General features: G+C 75.0%; 18 protein-coding genes. 5 read left to right on the forward strand and 13 right to left on the reverse strand.

The window, feature by feature from the left end; genetic code table 11:
* The 5 genes from H7344_RS10050 to H7344_RS10070 form a co-directional block, all read right to left on the reverse strand.
* Window positions 1–231, reverse strand: a 231-nt coding sequence (locus H7344_RS10050; protein WP_222130511.1) for a hypothetical protein, incomplete at its 3' end; no start/stop codon positions are given.
* Window positions 228–1340: a glycosyltransferase family 4 protein gene (locus H7344_RS10055; protein WP_186345913.1), complete on the reverse strand. Its 1113-nt coding sequence runs from the start codon at window positions 1338–1340 to the stop codon at window positions 228–230. The genes H7344_RS10050 and H7344_RS10055, both read right to left, overlap by 4 nt.
* Complete coding sequence (locus H7344_RS21170) at window positions 1337–2695, reverse strand: O-antigen ligase family protein (protein ID WP_186345914.1); 1359 nt, start codon at window positions 2693–2695, stop codon at window positions 1337–1339. The genes H7344_RS10055 and H7344_RS21170 overlap by 4 nt, the downstream gene beginning before the upstream one ends.
* A complete protein-coding gene (locus H7344_RS10065; RefSeq protein ID WP_186345915.1) occupies window positions 2692–3531 on the reverse strand; it encodes a polysaccharide deacetylase family protein in 840 nt (279 codons plus the stop codon). Before H7344_RS10065 ends, H7344_RS21170 begins: the two co-directional genes overlap by 4 nt.
* The gene (locus H7344_RS10070; RefSeq protein ID WP_186345916.1) at window positions 3528–6359 is read right to left on the reverse strand and encodes an oligosaccharide flippase family protein; all 2832 of its coding nucleotides are present in this window, start codon (window positions 6357–6359) and stop codon (window positions 3528–3530) included. Before H7344_RS10070 ends, H7344_RS10065 begins: the two co-directional genes overlap by 4 nt.
* Window positions 6360–6380: 21 nt before the next feature.
* On the opposite strand from H7344_RS10070, the gene H7344_RS10075 reads away from it, so the two are divergent.
* A complete protein-coding gene (locus H7344_RS10075) occupies window positions 6381–7130 on the forward strand; it encodes a hypothetical protein (protein WP_186345917.1) in 750 nt (249 codons plus the stop codon).
* Here the strand turns inward: H7344_RS10075 and H7344_RS10080 are convergent.
* Entirely contained in the window at window positions 7127–8149 is a 1023-nt protein-coding gene (locus tag H7344_RS10080) for an ATP synthase F0 subunit B (protein WP_186345918.1), read from the reverse strand. The genes H7344_RS10075 and H7344_RS10080 overlap by 4 nt on opposite strands.
* 108 nt (window positions 8150–8257) lie before the next feature.
* Here H7344_RS10080 and H7344_RS21175 point away from each other — a divergent pair, with 108 nt between their 5' ends.
* Window positions 8258–9268, forward strand: a complete 1011-nt coding sequence (locus H7344_RS21175; protein ID WP_186345919.1) for a GNAT family N-acetyltransferase — start codon at window positions 8258–8260, stop codon at window positions 9266–9268.
* On the opposite strand, the gene H7344_RS10090 is transcribed toward H7344_RS21175, so the two are convergent.
* Window positions 9246–10088 (reverse strand): JmjC domain-containing protein, encoded by an 843-nt coding sequence (locus H7344_RS10090; protein WP_186345920.1) that lies wholly within the window; start codon window positions 10086–10088, stop codon window positions 9246–9248. The genes H7344_RS21175 and H7344_RS10090 overlap by 23 nt on opposite strands.
* 80 nt (window positions 10089–10168) lie before the next feature.
* On the reverse strand, window positions 10169–12043 hold the full coding sequence (gene lepA / locus H7344_RS10095; RefSeq protein WP_186345921.1) for a translation elongation factor 4: 1875 nt from the start codon (window positions 12041–12043) through the stop codon (window positions 10169–10171).
* Between the two features lie 98 nt (window positions 12044–12141).
* Here lepA and H7344_RS10100 point away from each other — a divergent pair, with 98 nt between their 5' ends.
* The 3 genes from H7344_RS10100 to rpsT all read left to right on the forward strand — a co-directional run bounded on the left by H7344_RS10100 (window position 12142) and on the right by rpsT (window position 14531).
* The gene (locus H7344_RS10100; RefSeq protein WP_229707202.1) at window positions 12142–13089 is read left to right on the forward strand and encodes a sterol desaturase family protein; all 948 of its coding nucleotides are present in this window, start codon (window positions 12142–12144) and stop codon (window positions 13087–13089) included.
* A 39-nt stretch (window positions 13090–13128) separates the two neighbouring features.
* The gene (locus tag H7344_RS10105) at window positions 13129–14094 is read left to right on the forward strand and encodes a phosphotransferase family protein (RefSeq protein ID WP_186345923.1); all 966 of its coding nucleotides are present in this window, start codon (window positions 13129–13131) and stop codon (window positions 14092–14094) included.
* 176 nt (window positions 14095–14270) lie between these two features.
* A complete protein-coding gene (gene rpsT / locus H7344_RS10110) occupies window positions 14271–14531 on the forward strand; it encodes a 30S ribosomal protein S20 (RefSeq protein WP_186345924.1) in 261 nt (86 codons plus the stop codon).
* Between the two features lie 107 nt (window positions 14532–14638).
* On the opposite strand, the gene holA is transcribed toward rpsT, so the two are convergent.
* The 5 genes from holA to leuS form a co-directional block, all read right to left on the reverse strand.
* Complete coding sequence (gene holA / locus H7344_RS10115) at window positions 14639–15577, reverse strand: DNA polymerase III subunit delta (RefSeq protein WP_229707201.1); 939 nt, start codon at window positions 15575–15577, stop codon at window positions 14639–14641.
* Window positions 15578–15680: 103 nt separating this feature from the next.
* A complete protein-coding gene (locus tag H7344_RS10120) occupies window positions 15681–17978 on the reverse strand; it encodes a ComEC/Rec2 family competence protein (RefSeq protein ID WP_268238559.1) in 2298 nt (765 codons plus the stop codon).
* Entirely contained in the window at window positions 17971–18993 is a 1023-nt protein-coding gene (locus H7344_RS10125; RefSeq protein ID WP_186345926.1) for a helix-hairpin-helix domain-containing protein, read from the reverse strand. The genes H7344_RS10120 and H7344_RS10125 overlap by 8 nt, the downstream gene beginning before the upstream one ends.
* 307 nt (window positions 18994–19300) lie before the next feature.
* Complete coding sequence (locus tag H7344_RS10130; protein ID WP_186345927.1) at window positions 19301–20173, reverse strand: DegV family protein; 873 nt, start codon at window positions 20171–20173, stop codon at window positions 19301–19303.
* A gap of 4 nt (window positions 20174–20177) precedes the next feature.
* Window positions 20178–22673: a leucine--tRNA ligase gene (gene leuS / locus H7344_RS10135; protein ID WP_186345928.1), complete on the reverse strand. Its 2496-nt coding sequence runs from the start codon at window positions 22671–22673 to the stop codon at window positions 20178–20180.

The raw sequence follows: 22673 nt of genomic DNA on the forward strand, positions 1-22673 counted from the left end.
GAGGCAGCGGGCCAGCCGCGCGGCCGAGCGGGCCAGGGCGGGAGCGCCCGGCCTCCGCAGCGGCACCGGCACGAGGTCGGCGCCGCGGCCGGCGACGTCGGCGGTGCGCCAGCCACGGTCGCTGGCCACGGCGACCTGGTCGCCGCGCTCGAGGCGGTCGGCGGCCAGGTCCGCGACGACCGCCTCCGCGCCGCCCGACCCCATCTCGGCGATGACCATGAGCGTCCTCACGAGCGCACCTCGTCGTAGACCCGCTGCAGCCCGTCGACGCACCCGGCGAGCGAGAACGACTCCTCCACCCGGTCGCGGGCCGCCTTGCCTGCGCGCTCGCGCAGCCCGTCGTCCTCGACCATCCTGCGGAGCGCCGCGGTCAGCGCGGCCGGGTCGTCGGCCGGCACCAGGAGTCCCTCGACGCCGTCGCGGACGACCTCGGGCACCCCGCCGACGGCGGTCGCGACGACCGGCAGCCCGCAGGACATTGCCTGCAGGACCGACAGCGGCAGGTTCTCCGCAGCGGAGGTGAGCGCGAGCAGGTGCCCCCGGGCGTACGCCGGCGCCGGGTCCGACAGCCAGCCGGTGAGCTCAACGCGGCCGGCCAGGGCGGGCTCGGCCGCGCGCCGCTCGGCCAGCGGCCGCTCGGGGCCGTCGCCGACGACCAGCGCGCGGGCGGCCGGCACCGCGGCGAGCGCGTCGAGCAGCAGGCCGACCCGCTTCACGCCACCGAGCACGCCGGACCACACCACGGTCACCGGCCCGTCCGGCGCGGCGGCCGGGCGCCACCGGGCCGGGTCGACGCCGTTGTGCACCACCGACACGGCCGACTCGGGCAGGCCCACCCGCGCCACGGCGTACGTCGCCACGGCGGCGCTCGGCACGACGACCCGGGCCCGGGCCCAGCGGGTCACCAGCCGCTCGCCGGTCAGGTAGTAGAGCCGGTCGCGGCGTCGCCGCTCGGCCGCCCGCACGTTGCCGGCGACCAGGTCGGAGAGACCGTCGGCGACGCCGTGCAGGGTGTAGACGACGGGGGCGCCCAGCACCGGCGCGGCCAGGCGGGCCAGCCAGCCGGCGCGCCGGTCGTGCGCGTGCACGACGTCGGGACGCAGCGACCGCAGCAGGGCGAGCGTGTCCCTGGCGCCGCGGACGTCGGCCTTCCCGGCGACGGTCGTGCCGTGCCAGGTGACGCCCGGCGCGTGCACCGGCCGCGGGCCGACCACGTGGCTGTCCACGCCGCGGCGCGCCAGCTCAGCGGCCACGTCCACCGCGTGGTCGACCGGCCCACCGGAGGCCTGGGTCAGCACCTGGACGACCCGCGTCATCTGCCGGGTCCCGTCCCGGGTCATGGCAGGCGCTCCCGGGCCAGGCTCGCACCGAGGGCGCACAGCAGCCACAGCGGCAGGAAGTACTGCTCGGTCACGAAGACCGCGGCCACCGCGGTCCCGGCCAGCGCGACGCCCACCGCGCCGGCGAGCCGGTCCCCGCGTGCGCGCCACCCCGACCGGGCGGCCAGGTAGCCGGCGACGAGCAGCCCGAGCCAGGCCGCCAGCCCGAGCAGGCCGAGCTCGGCGGAGGTCTCCAGGTAGGTGTTGTGCGCGACGTCGAGGTCGTGGTCGACGTCGTCGGGCAGGCGGTCGAGGTACTCCCGGTGCTCGAGCGAGTAGGCCCCGGGACCGTGGCCGAGGACCGGGGCGTCCAGGGTCATCCGCCCGGCGGACTCCCACAGGTCGAGCCGCTCGGAGACGTTCTGGTCCGCGACGCTGCCCTTCTGCTCGATGCTCGTCCCGACCAGCTGCGGGAAGACCGACAGCGCGAGCGCCACGGTGGTCAGCCCGACCATGCCGAGGACGACCACAGCCCGCCAGGTCACGAGGCCGACCACCAGGGCGACGAGCACGGCCACGACCAGTCCGAGCAGCGCCCCCCGGGAGAGCGTGCCGAGGAGGGCGGCGAGCACGACGACGACCGCGACGTCGTACACCCACGGGCGGCGGGCGCCGGCGCGCAGCGCGACCCCGAGCGGCACGGCGGCGAGGAGGAAGAACGCGAGGTCGTTGGGGTCGCCGATCGGGCCGCCGACGCGACGGTCGGCGCCGACCAGGTAGGTCACCAGGCCGCACACGGCGGCCGCGGCGCAGGCCAGGACGTAGCAGCGTGCGACGGTGCGCGGGGCGAGCGGGCCGCGCATCGCGTCGACCAGCACCAGCAACACGACCACGAAGCCGGCCCACCGGGCGAGCACCGCCGCCCCGGTGCTGCCGTTCGCGTGCAGCGCCGTCGAGGCGAGGAGCACCACGACCAGCACGAGGGTCGCGCCGAGGACGGCGGTGCGTCCGTGGCTCCGCGCGCCGGCCAAGGGGTGAGTGGGACCGCGGAGCGGGCCGCGGCTGCGGCGCACCAGCCAGGACGCGACCAGCACGACCGCGAGCAGCTTGGTGGCGCGCGGGTCGACGAGCGCGAGGTAGTCCTCGAAGACCGCGGTCGTCACGACCGCCAGCGCCGCCCACTCCAGGCGGACGAGGAGGGCGGTGCCGACCACCAGCGCCGCGAGACCGGGGACGGTGAGTGCCGGCGCGTAGCCGAGGGCGAGCCCGCCGAGCGCCGCGAGCAGCAGCGGCACGATCACGGCCGAGGTGGCGCGCGGGCGCGTCACCGGCGCCTCCCGGCGCAGGCCGAGGGCGAGGGTCAGGTCCGACGTCACCACGAGGGTCCTCCCCGGCTGCGCCAGCGGTCCAGGGGCCGCAGGAACGTGTAGGCGCCGTCGAGGATGTGCCGCAGGTCGGCCGGGTCGGACGGCACGAAGGCCCGGCGCAGGGAGAGCGGGTGCACGACGTCGGTGTTGAGCCCGCGGTCGACGGTGATGCCGACGGTGTAGCCGGCCGCCACGGCAGCGGCCCGCACCCGCGGGTCCCAGCCGCCGGTCGGGTAGGCGACCGAGCGCACCGGACGGCCGAGCAGGTCCTCGAGCGCGATCCGGGAGTCGACGAGCTCGCGGCGCAGGTCCGCGTCGTCCAGCGCCGGCAGCCACGGGTGGCTGACGGTGTGGGAGCCCACGTCGAGGCCCTCATGTGCGGCGGCGACCAGCTCGTCGGCCGTGGCCGGGCGCAGCCGCCCGCTGCGGCATGCGGCGGACTCGTGGGCGTCCCACGCGAACCGGAGGCCGTCGAGGATGCCGCTCACCACGAACAACGTCGTCGGCAGGCCGCGGTCGCGCAGGATCGGCCACGCGGTGTCCACGACGCTCGCGTAGCCGTCGTCGAAGGTCAGCGCCACCGCCCGGTCAGGCAGCGTTCCGGCCCACAGCCGGGCGACCGCCTCCTCCAGCGGGAGCACCCGGGCGCCCCACCGCTCCAGCACGTCGAGGTGGCGCCGGAAGTCGTCCACGCCCGTCGAGAGCCCGTCGGACGTCCGCCCGTCGACGCGGTGCCAGCCGACGAGCGTGAGCCCGTGGCTGCCGACCAGCGTGCCGGCGATCGTGCGGTGCGCGAGCGCGACCGGTCGGACCACGGTCGCGACGGCGCGGGTCCCGGGTCTCATGCGGGCCTCCTCAGCAGCGCGGCGGCCTCCCGCAGGCGGTCGCGGTCGAGCAACCACAACGGCACGACGTACGCCGCGAGCCCGGCCGCGCCGAGCAGGGCGAGCGTCGCGGCGCTCGGGCCGTCGTCCAGCAGGCCACCGGCCAGCGCGCGCACGGCGAGCACCGCCGCCACGAGCGCCAGCGCGCTGAGCACGGCCGGCCGGAGGCCCACCGCGAGCGCCCGCAGCGAGAAGCCGGAGACGAAGGTGCGGGCCAGCGCCAGCGCGAGCACGGCGACGACCGCGGCGACGGCGGCCTGGGCGGCGGCCACGACACTCACCCCGCGGTCGACGACGACCGCGAGCGTGCCGAGCAGCAGGAGCAGGTGGGCCAGGCGCAGCCCCAGCGCGAGGACCGGCCGGCCCGCGGCGTTGACCGCCGTGGCGACCAGCTGCCCGACGCTGAGGGCGGCGGCGTACGCCGCGAGCCAGGCGACGGCGGGCACCGCGGGCGACCACTTGTCCCCCAGGACCACGAGGTGGTCGGCGACGAGGGCGACGCCGAGGCACAGCGGCAGGACGAGGGTCAGCGTCACGGTGGTGACCACGACGGTCGCGCGGCCCAGCTCGCGGCCGCGCTGCCGGCACAGGTACGGGAAGGCGGCGCCGGTGATGACGACGACGATCATCAGGTAGGGCATGAAGGCGAGCCGGAAGGCCAGGGAGTACTGCCCCAGCGCCACGGTGCCGAGCACCGCGGAGACCACCAGGTAGTCGATGTTGAGCTGCACCAGCTCGAGCAGGTGGGTGCCGGCGTAGGGCCCGCCGTAGGAGAGCAGCCCGCGGGCGTCCTCGGCGTCCCACCCCGGCAGCACCGGCGGGTGGACGCACCAGGAGAGCAGCAGCGTGAGCACGGCCTGGACGACCTGGCCGGCCACGAGCGCCATCACGCCGGTGCCCTGGACGACGAGCGCGATCGCGACCACCGCCCCGACGACGGACGAGACCGTGTCGGGGATGATCCGCCGCAGGAACCGCAGCTCGCGGCGGAGCAGCTCGTTGGTCACCGCGGCGATCGCGGTGCACGGCAGCACGACGGTCAGCCCGCGGATCACCGCCGCTCCTCCGTCGGCCGCGCCGAGGACGGCGGCCAGCCGGGGCGCCGCTACCCAGATCAGGGCTGCCAGCACGGCCGCGAGCCCGAGGCTGATCGCGACGGCGGTGCGGGCCGCGCGCTGGACGTCGCCGCGCCAGTAGACCAGCGCGCTCGCCGTGCCGAGGCTCGCCACCTGGACGCCGACGTTGGCGACGAGCGTGCCGAGCGCGACCAGGCCGAGCGCCGAGGGTGCGAGCACCGCGGCGAGGGTGAGCAGCACGACGGTCTGGGCGGTCTTGACGACGACTCCGTTGGTGGCCAGCCACAGTGCCCCGCGGGCGGTGCGGCCGGCCTCGCCCTCCTCCGTCGGCGCCGTCGGGGGCGTCGGCGCCGTCGGGGGCGTCGGGTCCTCGCTGCTGCGCGGCGACGGCGCGGGCGCGGCGAGCGCGGCCTCGACGGCGTCCACCTGGGCGGCGAGCGCGTCGGGCGGCAGGTCGTGCGGCGAGCGGTTGCGCAGGAACAGCACGACCGCCGCGAGGGCGAGCGCGAGCCGGTGGTCGCGGTCCCACGCGCGCCACGGCCGGCCGGCGACCTCCAGCGCGCCGACCCGGCCGAGGCGGTCGTCGTCGACGAGCGCCATCACCTGCTCGGCGACCGAACACGTCGGGTCGGCGACGTCGCGCAGCGCGGGCAGCAGCAGCCGGTCGATGCCGGCGGGCGCGTCCGGCGAGGCGTTGTCCCAGTCGACGACGACCGCGGTGTCGCGGTCGAGCAGCACGTTGCCGGGCCACAGGTCGCCGTGGCACCAGCCGGTCGGGACGCCGTCGTCGAGGACCGCCAGGGTGGTGGCCCAGCGCTCGCGCACAGGAGCGGGTACGACGGCGGCGCGCTCGCACCACGAGCGGGCCCACCCGGGCGCGGTCGTGCCGGTGCGGCCGGCCGCGAGCACGTCGGCCAGCTCGGCGGCGACCGCCCACTGCCACTCCGGTCGCGGCCACGGCCAGCGCAGCGCGCCCGGCGCCGGCAGCCAGGCGCCGGCCACCCACGCGCACCCGCGGGTCGTGCCGGTGGCGAGCACCTGCGGCAGGAACGCCGCGGCCGCGGGCACGGCCTCCCGCACCCGGTCGACCCGGTCGGGGGCGTGCGGCAGCAGGTCCAGCCGGACGGCCAGGTCGCCGCCCGGCGTGCGGACCCGCAGCACGGTGTGGCCCGCGGTCGTCACGCCGACCAGCCGGCCGGTGGTGGCCAGCCGGTCGGTCACTGCGGCGACGACCTCGTCGGCGAGGGTGGCGCGAGCGGGGCCGTCGACCCGCAGGCGCGGGGCGCCGCGGCGGCGGGCGGCACCCAGCCCGACCCGGCGCCGGGCCCAGGCCACGGGGTCACCGGCCGTCACCGGCCAGCCCGAGCGCCACAGGAGCTCCGGCTCGTGGGCGGTCGGGTAGACGACGTGGTCGCCCTCGTCGCCGAGCACCGCGACGGTCGCCCCCGGCGCGAGCGGCACCGGTGGCCGCCCGGCGGCGTACTCCTCCGCGGGAGGGCCGGAGACCACCAGCAGGCTCGCGCGGACCCCGGTCGTGACCGCCTCGGCGACGTCCAGCGCCCCCGGGAACGCCGCCCGCAGGTGCGGCAGCAGCACCTCGTCGACGGCCAGGACGACGGCCGGGCCGGGGTCGGCCGGCAGGAGCACCCGGAAGGCCGCCAGCCGGTCGCCGACGGTCCAGTGCGGCGTCGTCACCGCCACCGGGCGGGTCACGACGGGCCTACCATGACCGGCATGGGGGACATCAGACGTGCCATCGCGGTCGGGGTGCTGGCGCTCGCGCCGGCGCTCGGCGGCTGCTCGACCATCTCCGACCAGCTCGCCGGGAGCGAGGTCGACCCGACCGTCACGACCTCGGCCGCAAGCGCAGACTCGCTGCTGGAGACCGTGACCTGGGGCGAGCTCGACGGGCTGGTCTCGGTCGTCGTGCGCAACCCGACCGACCGCGTGCTGCGGCGCGCGGAGGCCGTCATCACGCTCCGCGACTCACGCGGCACGGCGCTCGCGTCGACGCCGGCGCCGAGGACGGCGACGACGACGAGCTCGCGCGACGGCGGGTGCTGCACGGTTCGCTCCCTTCGTCCCGGTGGGACCTACGGGTTGTACGTCGGCACGGCCGGCGCCGGGTCCGAGGTGGCCGACGTCGAGGTGACCTACCGCGACGTCTCGTGGTCGTCCACGCCCCTGCCCCGGGTCGAGGCGCTGGCGGTGCGGATCGAGGAGGGACCGCGCGGGTCGGTCGTCCTGGCGGACATCACCACCGAGGACGACCTGTCGAGCGCGGTCGTGCAGGCCGTGGTCACCGAGCCCGACGGCAGCCTGGCCGCCGTGGTCTCGGGCACCTGGACCTGCTTCGAGGCCGGGGACACCCGGCGGATCTTCATGCAGCTGTTCCGCCGGGTGCCTGTCGGCTCCATGGTCGAGTCGGTCGCGGTGCACCCCGACGGCGGCGCCGCCGAGGAGTGCACGACCCAGCGCGGCTAGGAGGTCGCGCGGAAGAGCCAGCCCAGCGGACGTGAGTCGCCGCCCGCGGTCGTCACGACCGGGGCGCGGACGGTGTCCTCCGGTCCCGTCGCCCAGTCGGTGACCGGGCGCGGCGGGTCCGTGCCGAGGAAGCTCGTGGCGTTGTCGTCCGCGACCGGCGCCGGCGGCGTCGGGTCCGCGGTCGAGACGCGGCCGATCATCGGCGCACCGCTCGCCGGCGGCGTCGGGCCGCCGCGGTCGCCGTCGTCGTCCTGCGCCGTGGGCGCGGCGTCGTCCACCCCGCTGTCAATGGTGTCCTCGTCGAACGGCTCCTCGGGCGGCTCGACGACGGTGTCCTCGTCGACCGGCTCCGGCTCCGACTCGGGCTCCGGCTCGGGCTCCGGCTGGGGCTCCGGCTCGGCCGAGCGGACCGGGCCGCCGACCGTGGCGACCGGGAGCGCGCTCTCGGTGACCGTGCGGAGGTGGCCGATCGTCGCGACGACGTCGGCGACCGAGGCGTGCGCCCGCTCGAAGGTGGTCCCGAGCCCGAGGACGCCCGACTCCAGGTCGCGCAGCAGGCCGTCGGAGCGGTGCCGGGCGTGACCGAGCGTCGCGAGCTGCTCCTCGCGGAGCTCCTCACGCACCTGGGCGCGGATCTGGTCCAGCTCGCTCTCGGCCCGCACCCGCATGGCCTCGGCCTGCGTCTGCGCCTCGGCCCGCAGGCGGTCGGCCTCGGTCCGGGCACGGGCCAGGATGCCGTCGGAGCGCTCGGTGGCCTCGCGGACCAGGCGCTCGTACTCGGCCAGCGACTCCGACTGGAGCCGGTCGGCCATGATCTGCGCGTCGACGAGCAACGCGTCCGCGTCGGCGGCGGCCGAGGCGCGGATCCGGCTGGCGTCGGCCAGCACGTTCTCCGCCTCGCGGCGTGCGGCGAAGGCCGCTCGAGCCGCCTCGACCTGTTCTCCGGTGGTGCTCGGCGACGGGCTCGGGCCTTCCGCCCGACCGCCGCCCACTGCTACGTCGTCCCCCTGCGAAGCCATGTACGTCCCCCAGTACGTGCTCGGTATACAGATGTAGTCCCACGTCTGCCCGGCTCGCCGCGAGCCCAAACCACCGCGTCCGCCCGGACCTGTCGTTACGGTGACGCCGTGGACGGACCCGCCTCGCCGACGGTGCACGTCCTCGACGACCTCGACGCCTCGAGCGCTGCTTGGGAGCGGATCTCGCACGACCTCCCCCATCCGTCACCGTTCCTGCGGCCGTGGTGGCTGCGCCACGTGGCGAGGGGCACCCCCGTGCACCTGGTGGTGCTGCTCGACGACGAGCCCGTCGGCGGTGCCGCGCTGACCAGCCGGCGGGTGCTGGGCGTCGACCTGCTGCGCCCGGCCGGCCACGGGGTGCCCTGCCCCGACCACGTCGACCTGGTCGCGGTGCCCGGCCACGAGGACGTCGTAGCGGCGGCCTTCGCCGACTGGTTCGCCCGCCCGGGGTCGCGGGTCCTCGACCTGGCGGGCGCGCCCGAGCGGTCCCTGGCCGCGCGGTCGCTCGCGGTCCCCGCGGCACCGATGGACGTGGCGCCGTACGAGCCGCTCGCCGGGGCGTTCCTGGAGACCCGCTCGGCGTCGTTCCGCCGCAACGTGCGCCGCACCGAGAAGCGGCTCGCGGGTCTCGGCGTACGCCAGTGGAGCGCCACGGCTGCCACGGCGGACGCGGCGCTCGACGCGTTCGAGGCGTTGCACCGCGACCGGCCCGACCGGGCCGCGCTGCTCGCCGACATGCCGCGCCTGCGGCCGGCTCTGCTCGAGGCGGTCGCGTGCGGCGAGGCCCGGGTCGACGTGCTCGAGGTCGGCGGGCGGTCCGCCGCGGTCACGGTGGCGTTCCTGGTCGCCGGCCGGCTCGCGCTCTACCAGCTCGCCCGGTCCACCGAGCGCGAGCACGACGGGGCCGGCACCGCGCTGCTGGTGCGCGTCGTCGAGCAGGCGGCGGCCGAGGGGTGCACCGAGGTGGACATGCTGCGCGGCGAGGAGTCCTACAAGGGCGGGTTCGCCTCGCAGCAGCGGGTGCTCACGCGCGTGCGGGCGGCCCACGGCGTCCGCGGCCGGCTGCTGCTGGCCGTGTGGGACGCCGTACGCCGGGTCAACGCGTGGCGCCGCCCCTGACCGCGGCCCACGCCTTCATCGCGCCGACCTTGGCCCGGTCGCGGGCCGGCGACTCGCCGTACGGACGGGGCGTCAGGCCGGTCCTCGCGACCTTCGTGTTGAACGCCTGCACCAGCGACTCGGTCTCGTTGTCGCGGTTGAAGAACGTGACGGTCATCGACAGCGACGTCTCGTCGCCGTTGATGATCCAGTGCGGGGTGTACGGCGGGATGTAGCAGCCGGTGCCCGGGCTGATGACGTGCTCGGCGACGGTCTCGGGCTGCTCGTGGAAGCGGCCGAAGGAGCCGTTCCAGTAGCGCTCGACCTCGCGCGTCTTCTGCTCCTCGTCGGCGAACCGGCCGAACCCGAGCGTGCGCGTGCCCTGCAGCTGCATGCAGAAGCTGTGCTCGATGTCGAAGTGGGCGGCGGTCACCCCGCGCGGCGAGCTGGCGAAGAGGAAGCCCATCCGGCGGGTCAGGTCCGCGGGGTCCATGCCCGAGGCCTCCGCGAGGTCGTCGAGCACCTCGTCGACCAGGGCGCGGTAGCGCGGCACCTGGTGGACGTGGAGCAGGGTGAACCACGAGCGGTTCACCGCCACGTCGCGGATGCGCTGCCCGATGTCGTCGGTCGGCGCGGCGACGCCGGCGGCGTCACCGGCGGCGATGGGCTTCTCGGCCGGCTCGGCCGAGAGCGACGCGGCCGGCAGCTCCTCGGCCAGCCGGGCGATCTCGTCCAGCGTGAGCAGCGGGTGCCCCGCCAGTCCGTGCCGGAAGCGTGTCGGCGTGCGCGTCTCGACGTCGCGCGCGAAGGATGGGTCGATCGACGGCCACAACGCGGTCATGTTGTCCCCCCAGGACGTTGTCGGTTGTGCCGACACTCTCCCCAGGTACGCCGCCGCGCAACCCTCCCGGACGCGAACCGCTACTTCTTGCCGGACTTCTCCGCCGGGGCCGAGGTGGAGAGCGCGGCCACGAAGGCCTCCTGGGGGACCTCGACGCGGCCGACCATCTTCATCCGCTTCTTGCCCTCCTTCTGCTTCTCCAGCAGCTTGCGCTTGCGGGTGATGTCGCCGCCGTAGCACTTGGCGAGCACGTCCTTGCGGATCGCGCGGATGTTCTCGCGCGCGATCACGCGAGCGCCGATCGCGGCCTGGATCGGCACCTCGAACTGCTGGCGCGGGATGAGCTCCTTGAGCTTGCTCGCCATCATCACGCCGTACGCGTAGGCGGCTTCGCGGTGGATGATCGCGGAGAACGCGTCCACCGGCTCGCCCTGCAGCAGGATGTCGACCTTGACCAGGTCGGCGGCCTGCTCGCCGGAGCGCTCGTAGTTGAGCGAGGCGTAGCCCTTGGTCTTCGACTTCAGCTGGTCGAAGAAGTCGAACGCGATCTCACCCATCGGCAGCGTGTAGCGCATCTCGACGCGGTCCTCGGAGAGGTAGTCCATCCCCTGCAGCGTGCCGCGCTTGGTCTGGCACAGCTCCATGATCGTGCCGATGTAGTCCGAGGGGCTGAGGATCGTGGCGTTGACGACCGGCTCGTGCACCTCGGCGATCTTGCCCTCGGGGTACTCGCTGGGGTTGGTGACGGTCAGCTGCGTGCCGTCCTCCATGAGGACCTCGTAGACCACGTTCGGCGCGGTGGAGATGAGGTCCAGCCCGAACTCGCGCTCCAGCCGGTCCCGGGTGATCTCCATGTGCAGCAGCCCCAGGAACCCGCAGCGGAAGCCGAAGCCCAGCGCGCCGGAGGTCTCCGGCTCGTAGGCCAGCGCGGCGTCGTTGAGCTGGAGCTTCTCCAGCGCCTCGCGCAGGTCGCCGAACTGGTCGCCGTCGATCGGGTAGAGCCCGGCGTAGACCATCGGGTTGGGGTGCTTGTAGCCGCCGAGCGCCTCGGAGGCGCCGTGGTGCTGGGTGGTGACCGTGTCACCGACCCGCGACTGGCGCACGTCCTTCACGCCGGTGATGAGGTAGCCGACCTCGCCGACGCCGATCTTGTTCGCCTTGACCTGCTCGGGGCTGATCACGCCGAGCTCGAGCATCTCGTGGGTCGCGCCGGTCGACATCATCTTGATCCGGTCGCGGTGCGTGAGCTCGCCGTCGATGACGCGGACGTAGGTGATCACGCCGCGGTAGGTGTCGTAGACGGAGTCGAAGATCAGCGCGCGCGCCGGCTGGTCCGCCCGACCCACCGGCGGCGGCGTCTCGCGCACGATGTGGTTGAGCAGCGCCTCGACGCCCATGCCGGTCTTGGCGCTGACCCGGAGCACGTCCTCCGGCTCGCACCCGACCAGGCCGGCGAGCTCCGCGGCGTACTTCTCCGGGTTGGCGCTGGGCAGGTCGATCTTGTTGAGCACCGGGATGATGTGGAGGTCCGCGCCCATCGCGAGGTAGAGGTTCGCGAGCGTCTGCGCCTCGATGCCCTGCGCGGCGTCGACCAACAGGATCGCGGCCTCGCACGCCTCGAGCGAGCGGGACACCTCGTAGGTGAAGTCCACGTGGCCCGGGGTGTCGATCATGTTCAGCACGTAGGTGCCGGGCTCGGCGCCCTGCTCGTTGTCCACCGACACCGTCCACGGCATCCGCACGGCCTGGCTCTTGATCGTGATGCCGCGCTCGCGCTCGATGTCCATCCGGTCGAGGTACTGCGCACGCGCCGCGCGCTCGTCGACGACACCGGTCAGCTGGAGCATCCGGTCGGCGAGGGTCGACTTGCCGTGGTCGATGTGCGCGATGATGCAGAAGTTCCGGATGATCGCGGGATCGGTGTGGCCGGGCTTCGGCGCAGGCGTCTGGGGCACAGGCTCTTCTCGACGGACGTGGTGGTCGGGACGGACCCGGCCATCCTCCCATGCGCGAACCGGTGGCCCCGACTCGGCGAGTGCGGCAGGATCCCGGCGTGACCGACGCCCTCTCCTCGGCCTGGGGCGCGATCCCCGAGGCCCTCCGCGAGCCGGTCGTGCTCGCGATGCCGTTCTTCGTGCTCTTCGTGCTCGTCGAGGCGTTCGCGGCGTACCACCTCGAGGACGAGCGGCCGGACGGCAGCCCGCGCTACGACCGTCGCGACGCGTTCACGAGCGTCTCGCTGGGCGCGGTGTCGGTGGGGACGATGGCGCTGTGGAAGGGCCTGGGGCTGGCGGCGTACGCCGTGCTCTACGCGTACGTCGCGCCGTGGCACCTGCCCGCGGACGCCTGGTGGACCGTGGCGCTCGCGCTGCTCGGCGTCGACTTCTCCTTCTACTGGGCCCACCGCGTCGCGCACCGGGTCCGCCTGGTCTGGGCGACCCACCAGGCCCACCACTCCAGCGAGCACTTCAACTTCGCCACTGCCCTGCGCCAGAAGTGGAACAACTCCCACGAGCTGGTCGCCTGGGCTCCCCTGCCGCTGCTCGGCGTGCCGCCGGCGCTGGTGTTCCTCGGCTTCTCCGTCAGCCTCGTCTACCAGTTCTTCGTCCACACCGAGCGGGTCCGGACGCTGTGGCGACCGATCGAGCTGGTCTTCAACACCCCGTCGCACCACCGCGTGCACCACGGCAGCGACCCGGAGTATCTCGACCGCAACTACGGCGGCATCCTCATCGTCTGGGACCGCCTCTTCGGCACCTTCCAGCCCGAGCTGCACCGCCCGACGTACGGGCTGACCAAGCCCGTCGGCACCTACAACCTGTTGCACCTGCAGACCCACGAGTACGCCGCCATCGCGCGCGACGTGCGGCAGGCGCCGACGCTGCGCGAGAAGCTCGGCTACGTCCTCGGTCCCCCGGGGTGGCGGCCCGCCGCCGCGGTCTCCGGAGCGGCTGCCGGCGCGGCCGCTCCGGCACCGGCCGAGGTGCCCGTCGAGCGCTGACCGGTCGCTGGGACCAGTCGCGGGCGCGAGGATGGGCGGGTGAACGCGCTCGCCATCCCGCACGGACGGACCGCTCGCCGACTGGAGTGGCCCTTCCTGCCGCCGCACGTCCGCGACCAGGTCGCGGCCCGGTGCGGGTCCCCCGTGGTCGCGGCGGAGTCGATGACCAGCGGCTTCACGCCGGGCTTCGCCTCGGTGCTCACCTGCGCGGACGGGTCGCGGCACTTCGTCAAGGCCGCCTCGGTCGTCGCGCAGCGCACCTTCGCCGAGTCCTACCGGGAGGAGGCGCTGCGGCTCGGCGCCCTGCCCGCCGGGGTGCCGGCGCCGCGGCTGCAGTGGTCGCACGTCGACGACGACTGGGTGGTGCTCGGGATCGAGCACGTCGAGCACGTGACCCCGCCGCGTCCCTGGCTCGCCGACGACCTCGACCGCGTCGTCGCCGCGCTGGAGGTCGCCGCGACCGCGCTCACGCCGGCGCCCGACGAGCCGGCCCTCGTGCCGCTCGCCGAGGAGGTGGCCGACTGGCCGTCGTACTGGGACCGCGTGCGGCTCCAGGACCTCGGCCGCGGGCTGTACCTCCCCGGGTTCGCCGAGCACCTGGACGAGGCCGCCGCGCTGGCCCGGACCGCACCGGCGGCGGCCTCCGGCGACACGCTCGTCCACATGGACGTCCGCGACGACAACGTGCTCCTTGCGGCGGACGGCCGGGTGCTGCTGTGCGACTGGAACTGGCCCGTGCGCGGGGCCGCGTGGTTCGACACGGTCGCGCTGATGATCGGGCCGTGGGGCGACGGGCTCGACGTCGACCCGGTCCTGGCCCGCGCCCCGCTGACCCGCGACGTGACGGCGGAGCACATCGACGCGGTCATCGCGCTGCACACGGGCTACTTCCTGCTCATGCAGGCGCAGCGGGTCCCACCGACCTCCCCGTTCCTCCGGACCGCGCAGCGGCACAACGCGGAGGTAGCCTGGGGCTGGCTCGCGGAGCGTCGCGGCTGGCGCTGAGGGCGCTCCTCGACGGCCGCGTCACGGCCCCTGAGCGATTTGGGCGGCCGGATCGCCCGCTGCTAACCTCGTACGTCGCATGTCGCGCGTCCGCCCCGCGGGCCGAGGCGCGCACAGCACACGAAATCTTCAGCAGCACCAGCACAGCACCCCACACCTACGACGAAGGCGCAGTAGTGGCGAACATCAAGTCCCAGATCAAGCGGAACAAGCAGAACGAGAAGCGTCACGAGCGCAACAAGGCCGTCAAGACCGGCCTGAAGACCGCCGTGAACAAGTTCCGCAAGGCCGCCGAGGCGGGCGACAAGGACGTCGCGGTCACCGCGGCCCGCGACGCCTCGCGCATGCTGGACAAGGCCGCCTCCAAGGGCGTCATCCACAAGAACCAGGCCGCGAACCGCAAGTCCGCGATCGCCAAGAAGGCCGCCTCTCTCTGAGGCCCCTCGCGAGAAGGCGCCGACCCATCGGGTCGGCGCCCTTTTTGCATGTGCCCAGCCGCGTTGGAGCGCGGGTGATGGTCGACGGCTGCTGTGGTGGCGCCGCGTCAGCGCGCGTCGCGCAGCGCGGTGATGGTGAGCACCAGCCGCTCGAGCGTGTACGACGCGTCGCTGGCCGCGCCCTTGATGTCGGCGTCGGCCTGGGCGACCGCCCGGATCGCCTGCGCGAGGCCGTGCTCGGACCAGCCGCGGGACTGGTCGCGGATCGAGCGCAGCTTCCACGGCGGCACGCCGACCTCGCGGGCCAGGTCCGCCTCGCGCATCCCGCGCGGGGCGCCGTGGTAGCGCGCCAACCCGCGCGCGCCGCCGGCGAACGCCGAGGTGACCAGCACCGGAGCCGTCCCGCCGTCGAGCGCCCAGCGCAGCTCCTCGAGCGCGACGTGGCGCCTGCCCGAGAACGCCGCGTCGGCGACCGCGAAGGACTTCGCCTCGGCCCGGCCGCCGAAGTACCGCTTGACCTTGCCGACGTCGAGCGGCTCGCCCGGGAAGTCGTGGGTCAGCTGGTGCGCCGCGGCCGACAGCGAGCGCAGGTCCTGCCCCACCGCGGAGACGAGGAACGAGGCCGCCTCCTGGTCGATGGTCGAGCCGTGCCGGCGGACCTCGGCGGCCACGAACCCCGGGAACTCCGAGGCCTTGAGCTCGCCGGACTTCGACTCGGTGACGCCCCTGGCCTTGCGCAGCTTGGTGAGCACGCCGCTGCCCTTCGGGCCGCCACCGTGCACCAGCACGAGGGCGACGTCCTCGACCGGCGCGTCGGCGTACGACAGCAGGCCGGCGACCGACTCCTCGGGGAGGTTCTCGAGCGCGCGGACCACGACGCACCGCGTGCTGGAGAACAGCGACGGTGCCGACAGCTCCCCCAGCGTGGCGAGCGTCAGCTCGGCGGCGCCGGTCTCCGACAGCTCGGCCTCCGCGTCGTGGGAGCGGACGGCCTCGCGGACGGCCGCGACCGTGCGCTCGTTGAGGAACTCCTCCTTGCCGGTCACCAGGGTGACCCGACCGAGGACGTCTGCTGCTCTCGGACCCGCTGCTGCCATGGTGGCTCCAGCCTCCCACAGCGCACCGACGTCCCCGGCGCTCGGCCGGGCCTCACTCCCGGGTGCGGGTCGCCAGTCCGTCGTCGGTGACCCGCACCAGCACGTCACCGTCCTCGTCGGTGCGCAGGATGCTCGCCCCGGCGTCGGACAGCGGGTCGAGGACCTCCTCGGCCGGATGGCCGTAGTCGTTGTCCTCCCCTGCCGAGACGAGCACGACCTGCGCCCCGAGCGACGTCAGGAACGGCAGGTCCTGGTAGCGGCTGCCGTGGTGCGGCAGCTTCAGCACGTCCACCTGCAGGCCGGGCAGTGCCCGGGCCAGCGCCGCCTGGCCGGGCGGCTCCAGGTCGCCGGTCAGCAGCACGCGCACGCCGCCGACCTCGGCGAGCAGCACCACGCTCGCGTCGTTGGCCGACTCCCCCTCCTCCCCCGTCGCGGCGGTGCCCGGCCGCGGCCACAGGACCTGCAGCGTCACGTCCCCCACCCGCCTCGTCCCGCCGTACGACGCCGCGCCGACGGTCAGCCCCGCGCCCGCGGCCGCGGCCGCCGCGTCCGCGACCCCGCCGGCCGGGTCGAGCACCGTGGTCGCCTCGACCGCACCGACCGCCCGCCCGTCGAGCACGCCGGCGAGGCCGTCGACGTGGTCGGCGTGGAAGTGCGTGAGCACCACCAGCGGGACCCGGTCGACGCCGAGGTCGTCCAGGCAGCGGTCGACCGGTCCGGGGTCCGGTCCCGCGTCGACGACGACCGCCTCGCCGGGACCCGACCGCAGGGCCAGAGCGTCGCCCTGACCGACGTCGCACATGGCGAGGACCCAGTCGTCCGCCGGCCAGCCCGGGGTGGGCGGTCGCACCAGGACGGCCACGGCGAGCAGCAGGGCGAGCGGCACCGCGGTGGTAGGTCCCACGAGCACCCGGCGCAGCAGGAGCGCCAGCAGCACGCAGCCGGCGCTGAGCACCACGAGCGCCACCGGGCCGGTGCCCCAGTCCACGGCTGCGGTCGGGAGGTCCGCGCCCCGGTCGGCCACGGCGACGATCCACCCGACGCACCAGCCGGCTCCGGTGCCGAGCACGGCGCCGGCGGGCTCGGAGACGAGGCCGACCAGCCCGCCGCCGAGGCCCAGCACGGTGGCGGGACCGACCGCCGGCGCCACGACGAGGTTCGCGGCGACCGCCACCAGGCTGACCTCGCCCGAGAGCGCCGCCACGACGGGCGTGCACGCGAGCTGGGCCGCGAGCGGCACGGCCACCGCCTCGGCCACCCAGCGCGGCAGCCACCGGGCCATCGCGTCGCGCCACACGGGTGCGAGCACGAGGATCCCGGCGGTCGCGAGCACCGACAGCGCGAACCCCGGCGAGGTGGCCAGGCCGGGCTGGACGAGCAGCAGCACGACCACGGCGACGCCGAGAGCCCGGAAGCCGCGTTGCAGGGCGTGCACCCCGAGCGCCAGCAGCGCGACCGACCCCATCACCGCGGCCCGGAGCACGCTCGGCTCGGTGCGGGCGAGAAGCACGAGCCCGACGATGCCGAGCGCGCCGACGACGTACGTGCCCCGGCCACGGACGCCGCACCAGCGCGCGAGCAGGAGGAGGAAGCCGACGACGAGGGTGAGGTTCGTCCCCGAGACCGCCAGCAGGTGGGTCAACCCGGTCGTCCGGAAGTCCTCCTCCACCTCGGTGTCGAGCAGCTGGTCGTCCCCGGTGACGAGCGCCGGCACCAGGGCGGCCTGGGCGGGCGGGCGGTGGTCGACCGCCTCGCGGATGGAGCGGCGGACCGCATCGGCGCCACGCCACCACGGTCCTGCGCCCGCCACGACCTCCGGGTCACCGGCGACCAGCACCGCGGCCAGGTCGTGCCCGTCGGCCGTGTCCAGCCGGCCGCTCGCCCGGACCGTGTCACCGAGCCGCACCTCAGCCCACGGCTGGTCGCCCAGCACGAGCACCCGCGTGCGCAACCGGGTCGTGGCGCCGCGGCCGGTGACCTCGCGGACCTCGAGACGCGTGAGGACACGGTCGGCGAACCGGCCCTCCACCGGCCGCGGGTCGGCGACCAGCGTGCCGGTCACGGTCACCACGGCGCGCTCGCCGGCCAGGTCGGCGACCGCGTTGGTCCGGGTCTGCTCCGCCCGGACCGCAGCCCCGCCGCCCACCGCGACGGCGACGAGCACGACGGCCGCCACCGTGGTGCCGTGACCGTGCCGCCGGACGACCAGCACCGCCGTCACGAGGACAGCCACCGTCACGCCGGTCAGCGGCCGTGGCGACAGCAGCTGCGCGGCCAGCCCGGCGAGCCAGGCGGCGGCCGCGAGCAACGGCATCCGTACGTCGACACGGTCGGCCTCGCGCTCACCCACCCCCGACCGTCACGAACGGGCGGAGCTGGCCGAGCGTCGCCTCACCGATCCCGTCGACCTCCAGCAGCTCGTCGACCGCGCTGAACCCGCCGTGCTCGTCGCGCCAGGCGAGGATCGCGGCCGCGGTCACCGGCCCGACCTCGGGCAGCGCCTCGAGCTCGACCGTCGTGGCGCGGTTGAGGTCCACCAGCGCGACCGGGGCGCCGGTCGTGCCCGTCGTGCCGGCGGCACCGGCCACCGGCGGCGGCAGCCCGCTCCGCCCGACGAGCACCTGCTCTCCGTCGACGAGCAGCCGGGCGAGGTTCAGCGACGATAGGTCGACCCCAGGTCGGGCGCCGCCGGCCGCGTCCAGGGCGTCCACCACGCGCGACCCGGCGTCCAGCACGACGATGCCGGGGCGTCGTACCTTGCCGGCGACGTCGACGACCACCTCGACCACCTCGGCCGGCGCGCCCGAGGGGGACGCCGCCGCTGCCGCCGAGGCCGGGACGGTCGGCACCTCGATGAGGTCCGCGACCGGCGAGGTGTCCACCGGCGCCGGCGCGGCCGGGGCACCGGCGTCCGACCGCACCACCCACCAGCACGTCACGGCCAGCCCGAGCGCGACCACCACGGCCACCACCGTCAGCTGCGCCGACCCCAGCGCCGCCCGGCCGCGGAGCGTCTCGGGCACCAGGTCGGCCGGCGCCAGCCGCAGCGGTCGCCGGGCGGCGTGCCGGCCCGGCTCGGGGACCGGCGGCGGCTCCGCTCGCTGCGCCGGGGACGGATCGGGTTGCGCGCGGACCGCCGCCCGCGGCCGCACCCGCGTGTGGTCGCTCGTCCAGTCCGGTTCCGGCTCCTGCGCGGACCCTTCCGTGGGCCCGGTCCACCACGGGTCCGGCTCGACCGCCCAGGCGGGCTCGACGGGCTCCGGTGACGACGGTGCGGGCCGTTGCGCAGCGAGCTCGGCGCTCAGCAGGGCCAGCCGACGGGACACGGCTTCCTGGTGCTCGGTGGCGGCGCGGCGGGATCGCATGCGGGCGACGCTAGGTACGCCGACCGTCCGCCCGCCCGGCCCGACAAGGCGCCTGTGGACGACCCCGCCCCGGCGCCGGGCTGTGGACACCAGCCGGCCCGCGGCGGTCGCGCGCCGGACCCCGCACTCCGGGGCATGTCACGTGCCGCACCGACCGCACACCGGCCACTCGCGCCGGACATATCGGGGCAGTCCTGCACATATCGGGGCAGATCTCCCCCGATATGTGCAGGAGTCACCGGTTAACCGGTGACCCCTACACCCCTGCACACCAGCACCCCCGAGGCGCGCCCGGCCGGACGGACGGCTAGGACGGCCGCGGCGCCACGCAGACGGCGAGCATGCCGGGGCCGACGTGGGCGCCGAGGACGGCGCCGAGCTCGCCGCACCAGACGTCGCGGCCCTCGAGCCGGTCGGCGAGGCGCTCGGCGAGGCGGCCGGTGAGGGCGGCGGCGCGGTCGGCGCTGGCGAGGTGGGCGACGCAGACGTCGACGGGCCGCTCGCCGGCGGCCTCGACGGCGAGCTCCTCGAGCCGCGAGATCGCGCGGGAGGACGTGCGGACCCGCTCGAGCGACTCGACGCGGCCGTCGGCGATGGTGAGCAGCGGCTTGACCGCCAGCGCGCCGCCGAGCAGGGCGGCGGCGGCGCCGATCCGGCCGCCGCGACGGAGGTACTCGAGGGTGTCGACGTAGAAGAGCGACGAGGAGGCCTCGGCGCGGGCCCGGGCGGCGTCGGCGGCGTCGGACGCCGATCCGCCGGCGTCGGCGACGTCGGCGGCCGCCAGCGCGGCGTACCCGGTCGCGACGCCCACCTGCCGGGAGTCCACGGTCACGACCGGGACGGGGGCCGAGCGCGCGGCGAGCTGGGCGGACTCGAAGGTGCCGCTCATGTCGCCGGAGATGTGCACCGAGACGATCTCGGTGGCGCCCTCGGCCGCCGCTCGCTCGTAGACCTCGGCCATCACGCCGGGCGAGGGCCGGGAGGTGCTGACCGGCGTGAACGACTTCAGCGCGGCCGCGACCATCTCCGGCGTCGCGCCGCCCTCGCCCTCGTCGTGCACCTCGGCACCGATGACGACCTGCAGGGGCACCACGACGATGCCGCGCTCGGCCACGACCTCCGCAGGGAGGCTCGCGGTCGAGTCGGTGACGACGACGGTGCGGCCGGTGCCGGTGGGCATGGGCTCAGACCACCACGTTGACCAGCTTCGGCGCCCGGACGACCACCTTGCGGACCGGGCGTCCGTCGATCGCGCGGACCACGGCGGGGTCGGCCATCGCCAGCCGCTCCAGGTCGGCCTCGCTGATGTCCGGGGCGACCTCGAGCCGGGCCTTGACCTTGCCCTGGATCTGGACGACCGCGGTCACGGTGTCCTCGACCAGCAGCGCGGGGTCGACGGTCGGCCAGCCGGCGCGGGCGACGGTGGGCTGGTGGCCCAGGCGCTCCCACATCTCCTCGGCGGTGTACGGCGCCACGAGGGACAGCAGGATCGCGACCGCCTCGACGGCCTCCCGCACGGCCGGGTCGGCCGGGCCGCAACCCGAGTCGATGGCCTTCCGGGTGACGTTGACCAGCTCCATCGTCCGCGCGACGACCACGTTGAACCGGTGGCCCTCGATCAGCTGCTCGACCTCGTGCAGCGTCTTGTGGGTGGCCCGCCGCAGCGCGACGTCGCCGCCCACGGCCGGCGTGCCGACGGGCGCGGTGACGTCGCCGGCCAGCCGCCAGGCGCGCTGGAGGAACTTCACGGCACCGCCGGGCGACATGTCGGCCCAGTCGATGTCGTCCTCCGGCGGGCCGGCGAAGACCATCGTCAGCCGCACCGCGTCGACGCCGTACCGGTCGATCATCTCGCCGAGGTTGACGCCGTTGCCGAGCGACTTCGACATGGCCTTGCCCTGGTTGATGACCTGGCCCTGGTTCAGCAGCGCGGAGAACGGCTCGACGAAGTCGACCATCCCCATGTCGTGCAGCACCTTGGTGAAGAAGCGGGAGTAGAGCAGGTGCAGGATCGCGTGCTCGACGCCGCCGACGTACTGCGCGACCGGCATCCACTCGCGCGCCTGCGCCGGGTCGAACGGTCCGTCCTCGTAGTGCGGGTCGAGGTAGCGCAGGTAGTACCAGGACGAGTCGACGAAGGTGTCCATCGTGTCGCTGTCGCGCTTGGCCGGGCCGCCGCAGGAGGGGCACTCGGTGTTGACCCACGCCTCGGCGGCCGCCAGCGGCGAGACACCCTTGGGCTTGAGGTCGGCGCCCTTCAGGTCGTCGGGCAGCCGCACGGGCAGCTGGTCCTCCGGCACGGGCACCTCGCCGCAGTCCGGGCAGTGCACGACCGGGATCGGCGCGCCCCAGAACCGCTGGCGGCTCAGCAGCCAGTCGCGCAGGCGGAAGTTGACCGTGCCGGTCCCCCGCCCGTCGGCCTCGAGCTGCTCGATGATCCGGCTGATGCCGGCGGCCTTGTCGGCCAGCCCGTCGAGCAGCCCGCTGTTGACGTAGGTGCCGTCGCCGGTCGTGGCGACGTACGTCTCCTCGGGGTTGTCCTCCCCCGTGTCGACGACGCGGCGCACCGGAAGGTCGAAGACCTTCGCGAAGTCCAGGTCGCGCTGGTCGTGCGCGGGCACGGCCATGATCGCGCCGGTGCCGTAGTCGGCCAGCACGTAGTCCGAGGCCCACACCGGCATCCGCTCGCCGGTGACCGGGTTGAGCGCGGTGACGCCCAGGTCGACGCCGGACTTCGGCCGGTCGGTGGCGAGCCGGTCGATGTCGGAGGCCTTCCGCACGTCCTCGACGTACGCCGCCAGCGCGGCCTCCTGCGCGGGCGCGACGACCTCGGCGGCCAGCTTCGCGTCGGCGGCCACGACCATGAACGTCGCGCCGTAGAGCGTGTCGGGGCGGGTCGTGAAGACCGTGACCGTCCGCGTCGACCCGTCGGCCAGCTCGATGTCGAAGTCGACGTGCGCGCCCTCGGAGCGGCCGATCCAGTTGCGCTGCATCGCCAGCACGCGGTCGGGCCAGGTGCCGGCCAGCGGCTCCATGTCGTCGAGCAGCCGCTGGGCGTACTCGGTGACCTTGAAGTACCACTGGTTGAGCTCGCGCTTGGTCACCTCGGCGCCGCAGCGCTCGCACATGCCTTGGACGACCTGCTCGTTGGCCAGCACGGTCTGGTCGTTGGGGCACCAGTTGACGGGGCTGTTCTTGCGGTAGGCCAGGCCCCGCTCGCGGAACTTCAGGAACAGCCACTGCGTCCAGCGGTAGTACTCCGGGTCGGAGGTGTGCAGCCGGCGCGACCAGTCGAAGGAGATGCCGTAGCGGCGGAACGACTCCGCCTGGGTCTCGATGTTGGCGTAGGTGTAGGTCGCCGGGTGCTCGTCGTTGCGGATCGCGGCGTTCTCGGCGGGCAGGCCGAAGGAGTCCCACCCGATCGGGTTGAGGACGTCGTACCCCTTCTGCCACCAGTAGCGCGCGATGACGTCGTGCAGCGCCATCACCTCGGCGTGGCCCATGTGCAGGTCGCCGGACGGGTAGGGGAACATCGTCAGCGCGTAGCGCTTCTCCGCCCCCGGGCCGGCGCTGCCGACGCGGAACGGGTCGAGGTCCTCCCAGACCTTCCGCCAGCGCTCCTGCGCCGCGGTCATGTCGTAGGTCGCGGCCTCGTCGGACCGGCCCGGCTGCTCGCTCAT

Source organism: Nocardioides deserti, from assembly GCF_014266025.1.
GTDB classification, from domain to species: Bacteria; Actinomycetota; Actinomycetes; order Propionibacteriales; family Nocardioidaceae; genus Nocardioides; species Nocardioides deserti.